Annotated in this window: 18 protein-coding genes; 14 read left to right on the top strand and 4 right to left on the bottom strand. The window is 69.8% G+C overall.

Annotation, left to right across the window (positions count from 1 at the left end):
* Nucleotides 1-31 precede the first annotated feature (31 nt).
* The 7 genes from ACP7A5_RS13350 (at nt 32) to ACP7A5_RS13320 (ending at nt 5,249) form a co-directional block, all read left to right on the top strand.
* Nucleotides 32-1,855 (top strand): M14 family metallopeptidase, encoded by a 1,824-nt coding sequence (locus ACP7A5_RS13350; protein ID WP_426042366.1) that lies wholly within the window; start codon nt 32-34, stop codon nt 1,853-1,855.
* 5 nt (nt 1,856-1,860) lie between these two features.
* On the top strand, nt 1,861-2,274 hold the full coding sequence (locus ACP7A5_RS13345; protein ID WP_426042365.1) for an MAPEG family protein: 414 nt from the start codon (nt 1,861-1,863) through the stop codon (nt 2,272-2,274).
* 39 nt (nt 2,275-2,313) lie between these two features.
* On the top strand, nt 2,314-3,660 hold the full coding sequence (locus ACP7A5_RS13340) for a TldD/PmbA family protein (protein ID WP_426042364.1): 1,347 nt from the start codon (nt 2,314-2,316) through the stop codon (nt 3,658-3,660).
* Nucleotides 3,657-4,451, top strand: a complete 795-nt coding sequence (locus ACP7A5_RS13335) for a 3'(2'),5'-bisphosphate nucleotidase CysQ (protein ID WP_426042363.1) — start codon at nt 3,657-3,659, stop codon at nt 4,449-4,451. The genes ACP7A5_RS13340 and ACP7A5_RS13335 overlap by 4 nt, the downstream gene beginning before the upstream one ends.
* A gap of 25 nt (nt 4,452-4,476) precedes the next feature.
* Entirely contained in the window at nt 4,477-4,722 is a 246-nt protein-coding gene (locus tag ACP7A5_RS13330; protein ID WP_426042362.1) for a DUF4170 domain-containing protein, read from the top strand.
* A gap of 75 nt (nt 4,723-4,797) precedes the next feature.
* Nucleotides 4,798-5,040 (top strand): hypothetical protein, encoded by a 243-nt coding sequence (locus tag ACP7A5_RS13325; RefSeq protein WP_426042361.1) that lies wholly within the window; start codon nt 4,798-4,800, stop codon nt 5,038-5,040.
* A complete protein-coding gene (locus tag ACP7A5_RS13320; protein WP_426042360.1) occupies nt 5,037-5,249 on the top strand; it encodes a hypothetical protein in 213 nt (70 codons plus the stop codon). The genes ACP7A5_RS13325 and ACP7A5_RS13320 overlap by 4 nt, the downstream gene beginning before the upstream one ends.
* A gap of 16 nt (nt 5,250-5,265) precedes the next feature.
* Here ACP7A5_RS13320 and ACP7A5_RS13315 read toward each other — a convergent pair whose 3' ends face one another.
* Nucleotides 5,266-5,931, bottom strand: coding sequence for a fused DSP-PTPase phosphatase/NAD kinase-like protein (locus ACP7A5_RS13315; protein ID WP_426042400.1), 666 nt, complete (start codon nt 5,929-5,931; stop codon nt 5,266-5,268).
* A 95-nt stretch (nt 5,932-6,026) separates the two neighbouring features.
* On the opposite strand from ACP7A5_RS13315, the gene ACP7A5_RS13310 reads away from it, so the two are divergent.
* Genes ACP7A5_RS13310 through lpxK form a run of 5 tightly spaced genes read left to right on the top strand, consistent with a single transcriptional unit; the run spans nt 6,027 to nt 11,443 of the window.
* A complete protein-coding gene (locus ACP7A5_RS13310; protein ID WP_426042359.1) occupies nt 6,027-6,593 on the top strand; it encodes a hypothetical protein in 567 nt (188 codons plus the stop codon).
* A gap of 39 nt (nt 6,594-6,632) precedes the next feature.
* Entirely contained in the window at nt 6,633-8,462 is a 1,830-nt protein-coding gene (locus tag ACP7A5_RS13305; RefSeq protein ID WP_426042358.1) for an ABC transporter ATP-binding protein, read from the top strand.
* A 1-nt stretch (nt 8,463) separates the two neighbouring features.
* Nucleotides 8,464-9,150, top strand: coding sequence for a lysophospholipid acyltransferase family protein (locus tag ACP7A5_RS13300; RefSeq protein ID WP_426042357.1), 687 nt, complete (start codon nt 8,464-8,466; stop codon nt 9,148-9,150).
* Nucleotides 9,147-10,439: a 3-deoxy-D-manno-octulosonic acid transferase gene (locus ACP7A5_RS13295; RefSeq protein ID WP_426042356.1), complete on the top strand. Its 1,293-nt coding sequence runs from the start codon at nt 9,147-9,149 to the stop codon at nt 10,437-10,439. Before ACP7A5_RS13300 ends, ACP7A5_RS13295 begins: the two co-directional genes overlap by 4 nt.
* Nucleotides 10,436-11,443: a tetraacyldisaccharide 4'-kinase gene (lpxK, locus tag ACP7A5_RS13290; RefSeq protein ID WP_426042355.1), complete on the top strand. Its 1,008-nt coding sequence runs from the start codon at nt 10,436-10,438 to the stop codon at nt 11,441-11,443. Before ACP7A5_RS13295 ends, lpxK begins: the two co-directional genes overlap by 4 nt.
* Here the strand turns inward: lpxK and ACP7A5_RS13285 are convergent.
* Entirely contained in the window at nt 11,428-12,747 is a 1,320-nt protein-coding gene (locus tag ACP7A5_RS13285; RefSeq protein WP_426042354.1) for an amidohydrolase family protein, read from the bottom strand. The two genes, lpxK and ACP7A5_RS13285, sit on opposite strands and share 16 nt — an antisense overlap.
* A 170-nt stretch (nt 12,748-12,917) precedes the next feature.
* Between ACP7A5_RS13285 and ACP7A5_RS13280 the strand changes: the two genes are divergently transcribed.
* The gene (locus ACP7A5_RS13280; RefSeq protein ID WP_426042353.1) at nt 12,918-13,550 is read left to right on the top strand and encodes a murein L,D-transpeptidase catalytic domain-containing protein; all 633 of its coding nucleotides are present in this window, start codon (nt 12,918-12,920) and stop codon (nt 13,548-13,550) included.
* A gap of 3 nt (nt 13,551-13,553) precedes the next feature.
* Here the strand turns inward: ACP7A5_RS13280 and purD are convergent, their stop codons facing one another.
* Nucleotides 13,554-14,831, bottom strand: a complete 1,278-nt coding sequence (purD, locus tag ACP7A5_RS13275) for a phosphoribosylamine--glycine ligase (RefSeq protein ID WP_426042352.1) — start codon at nt 14,829-14,831, stop codon at nt 13,554-13,556.
* 47 nt (nt 14,832-14,878) lie between these two features.
* Nucleotides 14,879-15,037, bottom strand: a complete 159-nt coding sequence (locus ACP7A5_RS13270) for a hypothetical protein (RefSeq protein WP_426042351.1) — start codon at nt 15,035-15,037, stop codon at nt 14,879-14,881.
* 61 nt (nt 15,038-15,098) lie between these two features.
* Between ACP7A5_RS13270 and xseA the strand changes: the two genes are divergently transcribed.
* The gene (gene xseA / locus ACP7A5_RS13265; protein ID WP_426042350.1) at nt 15,099-16,706 is read left to right on the top strand and encodes an exodeoxyribonuclease VII large subunit; all 1,608 of its coding nucleotides are present in this window, start codon (nt 15,099-15,101) and stop codon (nt 16,704-16,706) included.
* The last annotated feature ends 185 nt before the right edge of the window (nt 16,707-16,891 follow it).

Raw genomic sequence — 16,891 nt, 5'->3', positions numbered from 1 at the left:
AGCAACGACCTCGGAGCAGATGAAACGACCCATGCGCACCGTCCTCATCCTGACCGCCCTCGCGGTCCTCGCGTCGAGTCCCGCCATGTCCCAGTCACGACCCAATACCGCCCCCTGGGACCAGCCCTTCCTGCCGCCGGCGCTGGAGTGGAACGGAGCCAGCCGGGCGCTGATCGCCGAGGCCTCCAACCCCTGGATCACCGATTTCGAGCGCGATCCGGCGCACGACTTCAGCCCCGACTACGCGGCCACCCGCGCCTGGTTCGACCGGCTGGACGCGGCGTCCGATCTGATTCGCATCGAACAGTTCGGCGTCTCGCCGGAGGGCCGCCCGATCTACGCCGTGATCGCCTCCAGAGACGGCGCGACCCTCGATCCGTCGAAGCCCGTCCTGCTGGCCCAGGCCGGCATCCATCCCGGAGAGATCGACGGCAAGGACGCGGGCATGATGCTGCTGCGCGACATCGCCTTCGGGGCAAAGGGCGACCTGCTGGACCGCGCCAATCTGGTCCTGATCCCCATCCTGTCGGTCGACGGCCACGAGCGCGCCTCACCCTACAGCCGCCCGAACCAGCGTGGCCCCCGCATCCAGGGCTGGCGCAACACGGGCACCAACCAGAACCTCAACCGCGACTTCCTGAAGCTGGACCAGCCGGAGATGCGGGCCCTGCGGACCTACATCAACGGTCTCGAGCCCGACCTCTACCTCGACATCCACGTCACCGACGGGATGGATTACCAGTACGACGTGACCTACGGCTTCAATGGCGAGTTCGACGCCTTCAGCCGCTCGCCCTCCAGCGCCCGCTGGCTCGACACCGTGTTCAAGCCCGCCATGAACGCCGCGCTTGAGGACCAGGGCCATATCCCCGGCCCGCTGGTCTTCGGCATCGACGACCAGAACCCGCGCGCCGGCCTGAACGACGGAGGGCTGGGCGAACGGTTTTCGAACGGCTGGGGCGACGCGGCCCACGTCCCGACCATCCTGATCGAGAACCACAGTCTGAAGCCTTACGAGCAGCGTGTCCTGGGGACCTACGTCTTCCTCGAGGCCAGCCTGCGCCTGCTCGCCGACAACGTCACGCCCCTGCGGGCCGCCATCGCCGCCGACCGAGCGCTGCGTCCCGCCGAGGTGCTCGCCAACTTTGAATCCGACCCCGTCCCGCACCAGACCCGCGCCTTCAAGGGCGTGCTCTACGAAACCTGGGACAGCCCGGCCTCCGGTCGCCAGGAGGTTCGCTGGCTGGGCCGCCCGGACCCCGAGTTGTGGCAGCTGCCCTACTACGGCTCACGCCCCGGCATCCGCCTGCATCGCCCAACGGCCTACTGGGTCCCCGCCTATCGCACCGACCTGATCGAGCGGCTGCGGATCCACGGCCTGACCATGGAGACGCTCGCCGCGCCTCGCACCGTGTCGGTCGAGATGCTGCACCTCGACAACCCGATCCTCGCGCCGCGACCCAATGAAGGCCATGTCCAGGCGACCGTCACCGAGGTCACGCCCGAGCGTCGCGACTGGACCTTCGCCCCCGGCTCGGTCCGGGTGCCGACAGACCAGCCGCTGGGCGACATCGCCGTCCTGCTGCTGGAGCCCCAGTCGAGCGAGAGCTTCTTCGCCTGGGGCCTGTTCCCGGAAATCCTCAGTCGCGTCGAATATATCGAGGGCTACGCCATCGCGCCCCTGGCCGAGGCCATGATGGCGGCCGATCCGGCGCTGAAGGCCGCGTTCGAGGCCAAGGTCGCCGCCGAGCCCGCCTTCGCCGTCAATGGCGACGCCAGATTGGCGTGGTTCTACGAGCGAACCCCGTTCTATGATGACCACTACCGACTCTATCCGGTCGGACGGGAGGACTAGAACCCATGGCCGACATGACCGCCGCACAAGCCGCCGCTCTCTGGAGCGGCCTGATGATCCTGTTGCTCGTGATCCTGTCAGTTCAGGTGATCATGGCGCGTCAGAAGCATCGGGTGGTTCTGGGCGACGGCGGCAATCCGGCCGTAGCCCTCGCCTGCCGCGTCTTCGGCAATGCAGCCGAGTACATTCCTGTCGGGATTGGAGCGCTCGCCGTCCTGACCCTGCTCGGCTTGCCGGCCTACGCCGTCCACGCCGTTGGCGGAGCCCTGTTCCTGGGCCGACTGCTGCACGCCACGGGCCTTGCCGCCGACAAACCTACACCCGGCCGTCTCGCGGGCATGGTGCTTACCTTCCTGTCCCTGATCACGGCCGCCGGAATGCTGATCGTCCACGCCTTCATTCACGGCCAGCCCTTCTAGGCCCGTTGCGGGGGCGGTCCGGGTTCGCCATATCGGGCCATGCCTGACAGCCTTTCCGCTACTGATCTCCTGCAAGACGTCGTCGCCGCCGCCCTTCGGGCCGGGGCCGACGCCGCCGAGGCCGCCACCGCCGAACGCGCCTCCCTCTCCGTCGGCGTCCGCAACGGCGCCCTCGAGGATGTGGAGCGCGAGGAGAGCCGCGACCTGGGCCTGCGGGTCTTCATCGGCCGGCGTCAGGCGACCGTCTCTGCCTCGGACCTCAGCGCCGCGACTCGCGCCCGCCTGATAGAGCGCGCCGTCGCCATGGCCCGGCTGGCCCCGGAAGACCCCTGGGCCGCCCTTGTCCCCGTCGCCGGACTGGCCCGAGGCCCCTTCCCGGACCTGCAGCTGTCGGATCCGTCAGAGCGCACCGCCGCCGAACTGGAACAGGTCGCCCGTGAAGCCGAGGCCGTCGCCCTCGCCGTCCCCGGTGTCTCGAGGTCCGAAGGCGGCCACGCCAGCACGGCCTCCAGCCGCTGGCGCCTGGTCACCTCCGAAGGTTTCGACGGCGCCTATGCCGCGACCGGGTTCTCGCTCGGCGTCGGTGTCATCGCCGGGAAGGACGGCGCCATGGAGCGCGGCGGCGAGAGCCGTTCGACCCGCTGGCTCGCCGACCTGCCCGGCCCCGACGGCATCGGCGCCGAGGCCGGCCGCCGTGCGGTCGAGAAGATCGGCCCGCGCAAGATCGCCTCGACCACCGCACCGGTGATCTTCGAGCGCCGCGTCGCCGCCCAGGTGTTGTCACCCCTGCTGGGCGCCATCTCCGGCCCCTCGATCGCGCGCGGCCAGTCCTTCCTGAAGGACCGGATGGGCGAACAGGTTCTGCCCAGGGGCCTCAGCCTGATCGACGACCCGTTCCGCATCCGGGGCATGGCCTCCACCCCGTTCGACGATGAAGGCTCGCCGGTCGAGCGTCGCAACCTGGTCGACGACGGCGTCCTGACCACTTGGCTGCTGAACTCATCGGCAGCCGCCCAACTGGGCCTGAAGACCACCGGTCACGCCTCAAGAGGCCTCGTCGGCCCGGCGGGCGTGCAGACCCACAACCTGCACCTCAGCCCCGGCGACGTCGACCTGCAGGGTCTGATGGGCCAGGCGGGAGCCGGTCTGGTCGTCACCAGCATGTTCGGCCCGTCGCTGAACGCGAATACCGGCGACTGGTCCGCCGGGGTGTCCGGCTACTGGTTCGAGAACGGCGAGCGGGCGTATCCGGTCAGCGAGATCACCGTCGCCGGAAACCTGGCCGATCTGTGGATGCGCCTTGTGCCCGGATCGGACCTGGAGTTCCGCGGCGGATTCAACAGCCCGTCGCTGCTGATCGACTGCGTCGCCATCGCCGGCAAATGATCGATCTCGCCGCCGATCTCGCCCTGATTCTCGACGCCGCCCGCGCCGCCGGCGCCCTTGCCGAGGCCGAACGCGATCGCGGCCTGAAGATCACCCACAAGGACGGCGGCTCCCCGGTCACCAACGCCGACCTCGCCGTCGATGACATGCTGAAGGCGACCCTGCTGGCCGCCCGCCCCGACTACGGCTGGCTGTCGGAAGAGACCGTCGACACGGCCGAGCGCCTGTCGCGCCGCCGCCTGTTCGTCGTCGACCCCATCGACGGCACCGTCGCCTTCATGAAGAACCAGCCCTGGTGGTGCGTGCCCATCGCCGTGGTCGAGGACGGCCGGCCCGTGGCCGCCGTCATCCATGTCCCTGCAACCGGCGAGACCTATGAGGCGACACTGGACAGCGGCGCCCGTCTCAACGGTCGCCCCATCTCGGCCTCCGACGTGGATGCCCTGGACGACGCCGCCGTCCTCGCCGACGCCCGGCTGATGGAAGGGCCGCACTGGCCCGAGCCGTGGCCGCCGATGCGCTACGAGAAGCGGAACGCCCTGGCCTACCGCATGGCTCTGGTCGCCTCCGGGGCCTTCGACGCGGCCATCGCCCTGACGCCCAAATGGGACTGGGACGTCTGCGCCGGGGCCCTCATCGCCGCCGAGGCCGGGGCGAGCGTCTCTGATCACCACGGCCAGCCGTGGCTGTTCAACCGCCCGGACCCGCGCCAGGCCAGCCTCGTCTGCTCCGCGCCAGCCCTGCACCCGTTGATCCTGCGGCGCACAACGCCTATCCCGCTGGCGACCTGATCCCCGCTCCTCCCGGACACGCCCCATGACCGACGCCCCCAACGCCGCCGATCCCCAACTGCTTCACCTCGTGATCGGCGGAGAGCTGCGCCACCTCGACGCCCCGGTCTTCCGCGACCTGGCCAAGGTCGAGTTCGTCGGCGCCTTTCCGAACTACGCCGAGGCCAAGGCCGCCTGGAAGGCCCGGGCCCAGGCCACCGTCGACAACGCCCACATGCGCTTCTTCATCCTGCACGCGCACCGCATGATCGACCCGCGCGGCGAGGCCTGATCGTCGCACCGGGAACCGCAGCCGGGACGCGAGCGCTCTTACCGGGTAGGTTGGCGTCAACTGAGGAGCGCTCACATGATCCCGACCCTGATCGTTCTGACCCTGCTGGCGCTGGGCGTAGGCATCGTCGCCTTCGCCACCCGTCGTCCGGCGACCCGAGAGGACATCGTCGTCGACCAGGACACCGCCTGGAACGACCCCGTCACCCCGGCCAACGCCGCCGAGGCCGATCCCTTCGCCAATGCCCCGGCGCCGACGCCGCCCGTGACCGTCGAACCGGTCCCGGCCGACGCCATTCCTGCGGAGCGGCCATCGTGAACCTGTTCGGCACAACGCTCGATGGGGCCCAGATCGCCGCCCTTGTCGGCCTCCTGGCCACCCTGGCCCTATGGCTGATCGTGCTCGGTCGAGAGCGCGGCTACGCTCGCTGGTTCCGCCAGTGGGAGACCGACCGCAAGGCCCGGCTCGACGCGGAAAACGGCGTCACGCCCGAACAGAAGCGCAAGCCGACCGGCCCCTGGGGCTAGGGCCGGGAGGCCGGGGCTACTCCCGCCTCAGCAGCTTTTCGGTCAGCAACGTGCCCCACCAGTTGGCGCGGAATGCCCTGCGCATCGCCTCGGGGTCATAGGCGTCGGACTCGACCCATTCCATGAAATCGACCCCCGTCGGTTCGACCTCGTTCACATAGGCCTCAAGGAAGTGGTCCAGCACGCCGGTCAACCCCTCGCGGCTGTGCAGGTATTTCTTCGACAGCTCGGTCATCGCCTTCGAGATCGGCTCGCCCAGATGGAAGTGGCGATAGAAGACCGCCATCAGCCCGGCCCGGTCCGCCCCCGACTTGCAGTGGATCAGCACCGGGTATTCGATGCTCCGGAACAGGTCCCTCGCGCGGCGGACCCGGTCCTTGCCCGGCGGATCGCGCGAATCGAGCGGCGCATCGATCAGTGTCAGGCCCAGCCGTTCGCACGCCGCCTTCTCCAGCCAGTAGTAGCCCTCGTCCCGCTCGCCGCGCAGGTTGATGACGGTCCTGATCCCCCGCTTCGCCCAACCCTCCAGCTGTCGCGGCGACGGCTGGTTGGTCCGCACCAGATCGGGCCCCATCCAGTGGGCGTTCGAAAACGCCAGACGCAGGAAGGCGTGGTCGTTCCAGAAGAAGTCCCGCTCCGCCGCCTTGCGACCGGCCTCCGTGCTCACATCAAATCGGCTCATCGCGTCAGACATAGTGGGGGCGACAGCGCGCGTCATCCCGTGCATCGTTCTGCCGTAGCATCGCCGACCTGGCGTCGCGCCTGATCGGTGAACCCATGATCCTGTCCCGCCTTCTCCCGACCCCGCTGGTCGCGCTCGCCCTGATGGCCTGCAGCGCTGAGCCGGCTGCCGGGCCTGCGTCCGCTCCCGCCGCGACGACCGCCGATTCGGCTGCGCCTGTGGCCGCAGCGGCGGCCGTCCAGGCCTCGCCGGTCACGGACCCGGCGGTGGACCGGGCGGTTCAGGCGGCCGAAGGCGACGGCGACACCCTTACCTACGTCGCGCGCGGCATCGGCGACGGGGACGACCGCATCACCCTCGTCTATCTGTTCCCCAGCCACTGCGGCAACGCGGGCTGCACCCTGCTGGTCTATGGCGGGGAAGGCGACAACCTGGTTCCGCTCGGCCGCACGACCATAGTGGAGACCCCGATCCGGGTCCTGTCGACCTCCAGCAACGGCCGCCCGGACCTGGGCGTGATGACCGGCGAGGGCGAGGCCCTGCTGGCCTTCGACGGCCAGACCTATCCCGCCAACCCGACCGTGGCGCCCGCCCGGATCGTCACCGACGCTCAGGGCACGGCGATGATCACCGACGCCGACCTGCCGCCGCCTGCCGAGTGATCCCTTGACTTGCGGGGCAGGTCGTCCGACCTCGGGCGGATGACTTCGCCCGTTCCGACCGTTTCGCAGGAGGACGCCGCCTCGCGTCCCCTGATCGGCCGCATCTGGCGCGACTACCTGTCCCGCCGCAAGGCCGTGCTGGTCCTGTCGATGATCTGCGCCGCGATCGCGGGCCTCAGCGCCGCCACGGTGCTGCAACTGCTCCAGCCCGCCATCGACGGCATGTTCCTGGGCAATCCGGTGAAGGTGGCCGGCCTGTTCGTCGTCGCCCCCCAGCATGCGTTGGTCGCCATCCCGGCGATTATCGTCGGCATCGGCCTGATCTGGACGGCGGCCTCGCTCGGCCAGGCCGCACTCGTCAATCGCCTGGGGCACGGCATCGTCGGCGACATCCAGGTGCGGCTGTTCGGATCCATGATCCGCGCCGACCTTGCCCGCCTGCGCAGCCAGCATTCCGGAGCCTTCGTTTCCAGCGTCCTATTCGACGCCAACCTGGTGCGGGAGGCCTTCACCAGCGGCGTGGTCAACTACACCCAGCACGGCCTGACCCTGATCGCGGTGCTGATCTTCATGGCCTGGTCGGACTGGCGGCTGACGGCCATCGTCCTGCTCGGCGCGCCGCTGATCGCCTTCGTCATCCAGCGTTTCGGCAAGCGGATGCGCAAGGCCACGACCGGCGCCATGGTCGAGACCGAGAACCTCTCCACCGCCCTGATGGAGAACCTCGACGGCGTCCGCCTGATCAAGATCGAGAACCGCGAGGCGGCCGAGCAGGCGCGGGTGGCCGAGGTCGTCGGCCGTCGTCAGCGCCACGTCATCAAGTCCGCCGATTCCAGAGCCTTCGCCGGCCCCTTCTCCAACCTCGTCGCCATGTTGGTCGTCGCCGCCGTCATGGCCTACGCCGGCTGGCAGGCGCGCAACGACCAGATGACGGTCGGCGCCTTCGCGGCCTATGTCGGCCTCCTCATGGCGGCCGGCCAATCCCTGCGTCAGGTGACCAATCTGCAGACCGTCGTCGCCGAAGGCCTGACCGCCGCGCGTCGCCTGTTCGGCGCCCTGGACATCGCCCCGGAGATCCGCGAGGCCGCTTCGCCCAAGGCCCTGCTGCCCGGCCCCGCGACGATCGCCTTCGACGAGGTGTCGTTCAGCTACGGCGCCGCCTCGCCCACAATCACGGAGGTCTCCCTGACCGTCGCGCCGGGAGAGACCGTCGCCCTGGTCGGTCCGTCCGGCGGCGGCAAGTCGACCCTGCTCAGCCTGCTGCCGCGCTTCTATGACGTGACCTCGGGCAAGGTGACGATCAACGGCGCCGACCTGCGCGAGCTCAGCCTGCCGGACCTGCGCGCCCGGATCGCCCTGGTGACCCAGGAACCCTTCCTGTTCGACGACACGATCGCCGCCAACATCGCCTATGCGCGGCCCGACGCCACGCCCGACCAGATCGCCGAGGCCGCCAGGTCCGCCGCTGCCCACGACTTCATCACCGCCCTGCCCCAAGGATACCAGACCCGCGCCGGCGAAGGCGGCATGCGGCTGTCGGGCGGCCAGCGTCAGCGCATCGCCATCGCCCGCGCCTTCCTCAAGGACGCGCCCATCCTGTTGCTCGACGAAGCCACCTCGGCCCTCGACACCGAGAGCGAAGCCCTTGTTCAGGCTGCGCTGGAACGGCTCATGGCAGGGCGATCAACATTGATGATTGCTCACAGACTGTCCACGGTCCGGCATGCGACGCGCATCGTGGTGCTGGAGGCCGGTCGCATCGTCGAGAGCGGCACCCACGCGAGCCTCGTCAGGAAGGGCGGACTCTACAGCCGGCTGGCGAAACAGCAGTCGCTCGACGGGACCCCTGCCGTCGCCACGGTCGCGTGACGTGAGGCCGCTCCGCAATCCCCTCATCCAGACCATCCTGTCGTTCGTGCTCGCCGGTTGGATGAAGCTCTGCTTCGCCACGATCCGCTGGACCTGGGAGGGCCGCGAGCATGCCGAAAAGGTCTGGGCCGACGGCGGCGGCGTCATCTGCGCCTTCTGGCATTCGCGCATTGGTCTCAGTCCCGCGTGCTGGCCGCTCGACCTGGCTCAACCCGCCAAGGCCCTGATTTCACTCAGCCCGGACGGCCAGTTCATCGCCAAAGCCGTGGCCTTGCAAGGCTTCCCGGCAGTGCGCGGCTCCTCCGCCAACAAGGACAAGGCTGACGCGGCCAAGGGCGGCTCCCGCGCGCTCCGCGACGGCCTGAAACAGCTCAAGGTCGGCGCTCTGGCCATCACCCCCGACGGCCCGCGCGGCCCAACGCGGGTCATGGCCGAGGGCCTGCCCCTGATGGCGCGGATGTCCGGCGCTCCGGCCCTGTTCATCGGCATGAGCTGCCATCCAGCCATCCGCCTGAACAGCTGGGATCGCGCCATCCTGCCCCTGCCCTTCGGTCGCGGCGCCATCGTCTATGACATCGCCCGTTACCCCGAGGGCGCCGAACTCTCTGACGTCACCGGTCCCTGGGCGGAAAGGCTGACCGCCGTAGAGGCCCGCGCCGACGCCATCACCGGGCTGGAGCGGCTGTGACCCTCCCTCTGCTCGCCTACCGCCTGCTGACCCGCATGCTGGAACCCCTGGCCCCGCGCCTGCTCGACGCCCGCGTCAAACAGGGCAAGGAAGACGCCGTCCGCGTCGACGAACGCCTCGGCGTTCCTGGCGTCGCCCGCCCTGACGGCGACCTGGTCTGGCTGCACGGCGTCAGCGTCGGCGAGACCCTGTCGCTGTTGCCCGTCGTCGAGCGGATCGTGAAGGCCCGCCCCGACCTGACCGTCCTCGTCACCTCCGGCACGGTAACCTCGGCAGAGTTGCTGGCCCGCCGCCTGCCTCCGGGCGTGATCCACCAGTTCGCGCCCGTGGACGTCCCCGGCGGGGTCGCCGCCTTCCTCGACCACTGGCGGCCCTCAGTTGGCGTCTTCGTCGAGTCCGAGCTCTGGCCCAACCTGATCCTCGCCGCCCGCGACCGGAAGATTTTGCTGGCCCTCGTCAGCGCCCGCATCACCGAAAAGACCGCCGCCGGCTGGGCCCGTTTCCCGAAATCGGCTCACGCGCTCCTCTCCGCCTTCTCCGTCGTCATGCCCCAGGACGATGTTTCAGCCGCCCGGTTGCACCGCCTGGGCGCCCGCGTCGGCGGCCAGGTGAATCTGAAGCTTTCCGGCGCCGCCCTGCCCCATGACGCCTCGGCCTTCACCGCCCTCAGCGCCGCCATCGGCGACCGCCCTGTGATCGTCGCCGCCTCGACCCACGAGGGCGAGGAGATCGCCATCGTCCGCGCCCTCGACCATCTCGCCGAGCGCCTGTGCCTGATCCTCGTCCCCCGCCACCCCGAGCGCGGACCCGAGATCGCCACCGCCCTGACCCGCGACGGCTACCGCTTCGCCCTGCGATCGCGTGGCGCCCAGCCGAACGCCGAGACGGACATCTATGTCGCCGACACCCTGGGCGAGCTCGGCCTGTTCCTGCGCCTCGCCGATGTGGTGGTCATGGGCGGCTCATTCGGCTCCTTCCTCGGTCGCGAGCCCTGGGGCGGGCACAATCCGCTGGAGCCCGCGCGTCTGGCCAGGCCCGCAGTCGCCGGTCCCGACGCCTCCAACTGGCAGGCCGTCACCGCCGATCTCGTCGCCGCCGGAGGCCTGGAACTCGTCGCCACGCCCGGCGACCTGCCCGGCGTCGTCGCGCCCTTGCTGAACGATCCCGCCGCCGCCCGAGCCATGGGTGAGCGCGCGCGCCGGGCCGCCGCCGATGTCGGCGCCGGTCTCGACCGCCTGTGGGAGGCGCTTCAGCCGCTTCTGCCGCCGTCGTCCCGGCCGCGCCGATGAAGCTTTCCACCCCTCGCTGGTGGTATCAGCGCGACGGCCGCCACGGCCGCGTCGCCCGCACCCTGCTGAAGCCCGTTTCGTGGGTATGGGCCGCAGCCACCGCCCGCCGCATCGCCCGCGCCGCGCCCGTCGATGTCGGTGTCCCCGTCATCTCGATCGGCAACCTCACCGTCGGCGGCTCCGGCAAGACCCCGGTCGCCCGCGAAGTCCTGCGTCTGGTTCGTCGGCAGGGCGTCGACGCCCACGCCCTGTCGCGCGGCTACGGCGGCAAGCTCACCGGCCCGCTCCGCGTCGATCCGGCCAACCACACCGCCGCCGACGTCGGCGACGAGCCCCTGATGCTGTCCGGCGAGGCCCCCGCCTGGATCTCCGTCGACCGTGTCACCGGCGCCCGCGCAGCGGTCGAGGCCGGCGCCCGGGCCCTCGTGCTCGACGATGCTCACCAGAACCCGACCCTGACGAAGACCCTCAGCCTGATCGTCGTCGACGGCGAGACTCGCGAGGACGAGTGGCCCTTCGGCGATGGCTCGGTCTTCCCCTCAGGTCCGATGCGGGAACCGCTGGCCGCCGGTCTCGCCCGCGCCGACGCGGTCGTCGTCCTGCTGCCCGGCGACAGCCCGCCCGCCGATCCTGAACTGCTGGCCGTATTCGGAGCCCTGCCGACCTTCATCGCCCGGCTGGAGCCCGGCCGCGCGCCGCCACCCGGCCCCCAGGTCGGGTTCGCGGGCATCGCCAAGCCGTGGAAGGTCGAGCGCGCCCTGATCGCCGCCGGATGCGAGCTCGTAGACTTCGCGCCGTTCCCGGACCATGCGGAATACCGGCCGGAAGATCTTGCCTTCCTCGCCGACCGCGCCGCCGTCTTCGACGCCGGTCTGGTCACAACCGAAAAAGACTGGGTCCGCCTGCCTCCCGACTGGCGGACCCGTGTGGTCTCATGGCCTGTCGCCGCCCGGTTCGAGGACGAGGCGGCGTTCTCGGCCTTCCTGGCTCACTCGGCGCGGTAGACCACGCCGCCCTTCATCACGAAGGCCATATGCTCCAGCGTCGTGACGTCGGTCAGGGGATCACCCTCGACCGCCACGATGTCCGCCGGACGGCCCGGCGCGATCAGCCCGGCCTGGTCGGCGATCCTCAGATGCTCGGCCGCCACCACCGTCGCCGCCTGGATGGCTTCCAGCGGTGTCATCCCCGCCTGCACCAGAAGCGCGAACTCCTGCGCATTGTCTCCATGCGCCGAAACCCCAGTGTCGGTGCCGAACGCGATCCGGACGCCGCCCTCGTGCGCGCGCCGGGCCATGTCCAGCATCTTCGGCCCTGCCTCCAGCGCTTTCGCCGTCTGGGCGGGCGTGAAGAAGTTGGTCGGACTGGCCGCCACCCGCGCCACGAAGTCTCCGGCCAGCAGGGTCGGCACCAGATAGACGCCCTCACGGCGGAACAGCCGGATCGACTCGTCGTCCAGATAGGTGCCGTGCTCGATCGAGTCCCCGCCGGCCCGCAGGAAGGCGTTGATCCCGTCGGCGCCATGGGCGTGTGCCGTCACCTGGCGCCCCATCCGGTGCGCCACCTCGACGATGGCGGCCAGCTCAGCGTCTGTGAACTGCTGGGCCAGGCCCGCCGCCGTGTTGGACAAAACCCCGCCGGTGGCGGTGATCTTGATGATATCGGCGCCCGACCGCACCTGGGTCCGCACGGCCCTCATGCAGTCCTCCGGTCCCGAGCAGACGCTCTCGGACGACAGCAGGTGCATGATGTCGTCGCGATAGCCGTTGATGTCTCCGTGGCCGCCGTGGATCGACACCGACGACCCGGAGGCGATGACCCGCGGTCCCGGCACGTCCCCGCGCCGGATTCCGTCCCTCAACGCGAAGACCGCGTCGTTGTCGCCGCCCAGATCCGCCACGGTGGTGAAACCGGCCATCAGGGTCTTCCGCGCGAAGCCGGCGCCGATCATGGCGCTGTCGGCCGCGTCGCGCGTCACCGCGTCCAGCCGCCCGGTCGGGCTCTGCTGAGAGGTCAGGTGAACATGGCTGTCGATCAGGCCCGGCAGAACGAAGGAATCGCGCAGATCGACGACGTTCGGCCCCTCGCCGACGAAGCCGTCGCGGATTTCTGTGATCTGGTTCCCTACGATCACGAGAGTTTTATCGCGCAACACAACACCGCTCTCGGGGTCCGCCAGAAGCCGCCCTGCCTGAACGAACGTCGTCTCCCCGTTCGCGGGAAAAGCCTGTGAGGCGGGGCTCTGCTGCGCCTGCGAAGGCCCTGCGAGCGTGAAAACAGCGGCGACCGCGATTGCGACGAACTTCATAAACCTCTCCCTGATACTGTGCGTCACCATACGCGCCGGTGGCTTTCGGCCAAGGCTCCGGTTGAACCCGGCGGCGTATTTTGGGAAACAAGCTATGACTTCGGCATAACCGCTACGAAGGGCGTCGCATGCGGCTATCGAGACGGGGATTGATACTGGGGGGTTCGGCGATGCTCGCCGGCTGCGCCACCGCACCCGTCGCGCAGATGCCGATCGTCCTGGCCGCCGCCCCTCCGCCGCCGCCCCTCGCGCCCATTCCGCAGATCACCCCGCCGGCGCTGGACCCCGGCCGCCTCGTGCGCCCCGAGTTGATGAGCCGGGCCATGGCCGCGCTGGACGTGCACAGCCACAGGATCACCCTGCGCGACCGCATGTATCTGGTCGACTTCCAGAAATTCTCCGGCGACGCTCGCATGTTCGAGGTCGATCTGATCAGCGGCCGCGTCACCGCTTTCCGCACCTGCCACGGCCGCGGCTCGGACCCGGAGCACTCCGGCTTCGCCCGAACCTTCTCCAACACCCCGGAAAGCTACATGTCCTCGGTCGGCGCCTACGCCACCGCCGGCGCGGGTTGGGGCGCTCAGCAGGGCCCGAACGTCCTGCTCGACGGGCTTGAGTATTCGAACAACATGGCCCGCGACCGCGCCATCATCGTTCACGGCGCCGACTATGCGGATCCGGAGTTCCTCGCCCGCGAAGGCAAGCTGGGCCGCAGCTACGGCTGCTTCTCCACCGCCCACACCGATCTGCCGATGCTGCGCGAACGTATGGGCGAGGGCCGCCTGCTGTTCGCCTACGCCTAGAGGCTACTCGCGCTCCAGCGCGCGCCAGCCGATGTCGGTCCTGCAGAACCCGCCGGGCCAGTCGATCCTGCGCACCGCCGCATAGGCCCGCTCGCGCGCTTCGGCGATGTCGTCCCCCTCAGCGCAGACGCTCAGCACACGCCCGCCGGCCGCGACCAGGGTCCCGTCCTCGCGACGCTGCGTCCCCGCGTGGAAGACCTGCACGTGCGGGCCGAAGTCCTGCTCCGCGCCCCGGATGATCGAGCCCTCCAGAGGGCTGTCGGGGTAACCCTTGGCCGCCATGACCACGCAGATCACTGTCTGCGGCTTGAACTCCGGCTCCGGCAGGCGCGACACGTCCCCGCGCGCGCAGGCCAGCAGATAAGGGACGATGTCCCCCGCCATGCGCATCATCAGGACCTGGCATTCCGGGTCGCCGAAGCGGGCGTTGAACTCGACGACTTTGGGACCTTCATCGGTCGACATCAGCCCGACGTAGAGCACGCCCTTGTAGGGCGCGCCCTCGGCAGACATGGCCTCCAGCGTCGGCTGCACGATCCGGCGGTCGGCGGTCATCACCATCGCCTCGACGAACACCGGCGCCGGCGAATAGGCGCCCATGCCGCCCGTGTTGGGCCCCAGATCCCCGTCAAAGGCCCGCTTGTGATCCTGGGCCCCGCCGAACAGGACGGCGCGTTTGCCGTCGCACAGGGCGAACAGGGATCCCTCCTCGCCCTCCATGAACTCCTCGATCACGACGCGCGAACCGGCCGAGCCGAATCGCCCGCCCAGCATCCGCTCGATCTCCGCCTCGGCGTCGCGACGGTCGGGGCTGATCGCCACCCCCTTGCCCGCCGCCAGACCGTCCGCCTTGATGACATAGGGGGGTTTGAACACCGACAACGCAGCCTTGGCGTCCTTGACCCGATCATAGACGCCGTAATGCGCCGTCGGGATCTCGTGCCGCTCCAGGAAGGCCTTGGAGAAGGCCTTGGACGTCTCCAGCTGCGCCGCCTTGGCGCTGGGTCCAAAACAGGGAATGCCGGCGGCGTTCAGCAGGTCCGCGAGACCGGCCGCGAGGGCAACTTCCGGCCCGACGACCACAAGACCGACCTTCAGCTCACGCGCCAGCCGGGCCAGGCCCTCGGCGTCGTCGGCGCGGATGTCCGGCACGCATTGGGCGACCTTGGCGATGCCGGGATTTCCGGGCGCGCAGAACAGGCGGTCGACCAGCGGCGATTGCCGCATTTTCCAGGCCAGGGCGTGCTCGCGCCCTCCCGATCCGACCAGCAGGATATCCATCCGCGCGGAATGGCCGCGCGGGCCACTCTGGTCAAGGCCGCAGACTGTCAGAGCAGGGCGGAAACCACATAGACCACGGCGGCGAGCATGAAGATCAACACCAGGATCACCCAGACGCCGACCGCCGAGTCGCCGCTGCGGCGCGAAAGCTCGCGCTCGTTCGGGTTCTCCTCGTCCCGATGGGGAATGCAATCCTGGTCGTTCATCCGTCGATATAGGCAGAATGCAGCGGTTTCCGCACCCCCCCGGCGACGCTACAGTCGCACCATGACCGACGACTACGTCTTCGCAGGCCCCGCTGACGCCGAGCCGGCCGCCGCCCAAAGCCAGGGCGTGGGCGACAACAATCCGCCCCTGTCGATTTCCGAGCTGTCCTTCGCCCTGAAGCGCACGCTGGAGGACCGGTTCGGCCACGTCCGGCTGCGAGGCGAGGTGTCCAAGGTCAATCGCCACGCCTCCGGCCACATCTATCTGACGCTGAAGGACGACAAGTCGGCTATCGACGGCGTGGTCTGGAAAGGCTCTGCGCGCGGCCTCGGCGTCCAGCCTGAGACAGGCCTCGAGGTCATCGTCACCGGCAAGATCACCTCCTACCCGGCGCGGTCGTCGTACCAGATCGTGATCGAATCGATGGAGGCGGCCGGCGCCGGCGCCCTCCTGGCCCAACTCGAACGGCTGAAGGTCAAACTGTCGGGCGAGGGCCTGTTCGATCCGGCCCGCAAGACGCCCATCCCCCTCTATCCGCGCACGATCGGCGTTATCACCAGCCCGACCGGCGCCGTCATTCGCGACATCCTGCACCGGATCGCCGAGCGCTGGCCCTGCCGGGTCATCGTCTGGCCGGTCGTGGTCCAGGGCGACGCCGCCTGCGGCCAGGTCGGAAACGCCATTCGCGGCTTCGACGCCATGACCAGGGACGGCGCCATCCCCCGCCCCGACCTGCTGATCGTGGCGCGGGGCGGCGGCTCGGTCGAGGACCTGTGGTGCTTCAACGACGAGGGCCTGGCGCGCATCGTGGCGGCGGCGACCATCCCGATCATCTCGGCCGTGGGGCACGAGACGGACACCACCCTGATCGACTTCGTCTCGGATCGGCGCGCCCCGACCCCGACGGGCGCCGCCGAACTGGCCACGCCAGTGCTGGCCGACCTGCGCGCCTTCGTCACCGATCTGGAGCGCCGTCTGGATCGTTCCGGCGCCCGGCTGCTGGAGGACCGCCGCATTCGCCTGCGCTCCGTGGCGCGCGGCCTGCCCGCCCGACCGGAGGAACTGGTCGCCCTGGCCCAGCAGCGTCTCGACCACGCCTCCAGCCGCCTCGCCTCGGGCCTCGGCCGCAACACCGAACTGCATCACCGCCGCCTTGTCGTGATCGGCAGCCGTTTCGCGCCGGCCCTTCTGAAACGCGCTATCGAGCAACGGGAGGCACGGCTTGAGGGGCAAGCCGCCCGTCTGATCTCAGGACTGCGCGCCAACACCTCCGGCCATGAACGTCGCCTGCTGCTTGTCTCGGGTCGCTTGAATCCAGAGTCGATCGTCAACCGGCAGAAGCGTCGCGAGCTTGGCATGCAGAACCTGGCGTCACGCCTTGAGCGCGTCCGACCGCAGACTATCGAGCGCGCCGAGACCCGCCTCGCCGCCCTCGCCCGCGCCCTGGCCAGCCTCGACCCGAAGCGCCCCAAACCCGGCTTTGCGCGCGTCGACGACGAGACCGGCGCGATGGTCTCGTCCGCCGCCGCCCTGTCGCCGGGGCAGGCCGTGACACTGGTCTTCCCCGATGGCTCCAAGGGGGCGCATATCGAGGGCGACGGCGCGGTGAGGGCGAAGCCGGTTCCGAAGGCGAAAGCGGCCCCGGCGAGCCAGGGCGACCTCTTCTGACGACAATCTCCTCCCTGTTCGCTCCCTCGCGAATCGGGCGGTGGATGCGAGCCCTTCGCGAGCAGACGGACGGCTTCTGGAGGTCGCCATGCCCCCCTCCGCGTCCTCCGCCTGGCTACGGATCCACCTGCCCATCGCTGCGCGACGGGGAGGAGACGACGGACGGATCTCCCGCTATCCTGTCG

The sequence above is a fragment of the Brevundimonas sp. TWP2-3-4b1 genome, assembly GCF_049897665.1.
Classification (GTDB): domain Bacteria; phylum Pseudomonadota; class Alphaproteobacteria; order Caulobacterales; family Caulobacteraceae; genus Brevundimonas; species Brevundimonas subvibrioides_B.
The sequence above is the reverse complement of the archived record's forward strand: the minus strand, read 5'-3'. Positions and strand labels throughout refer to the sequence as shown.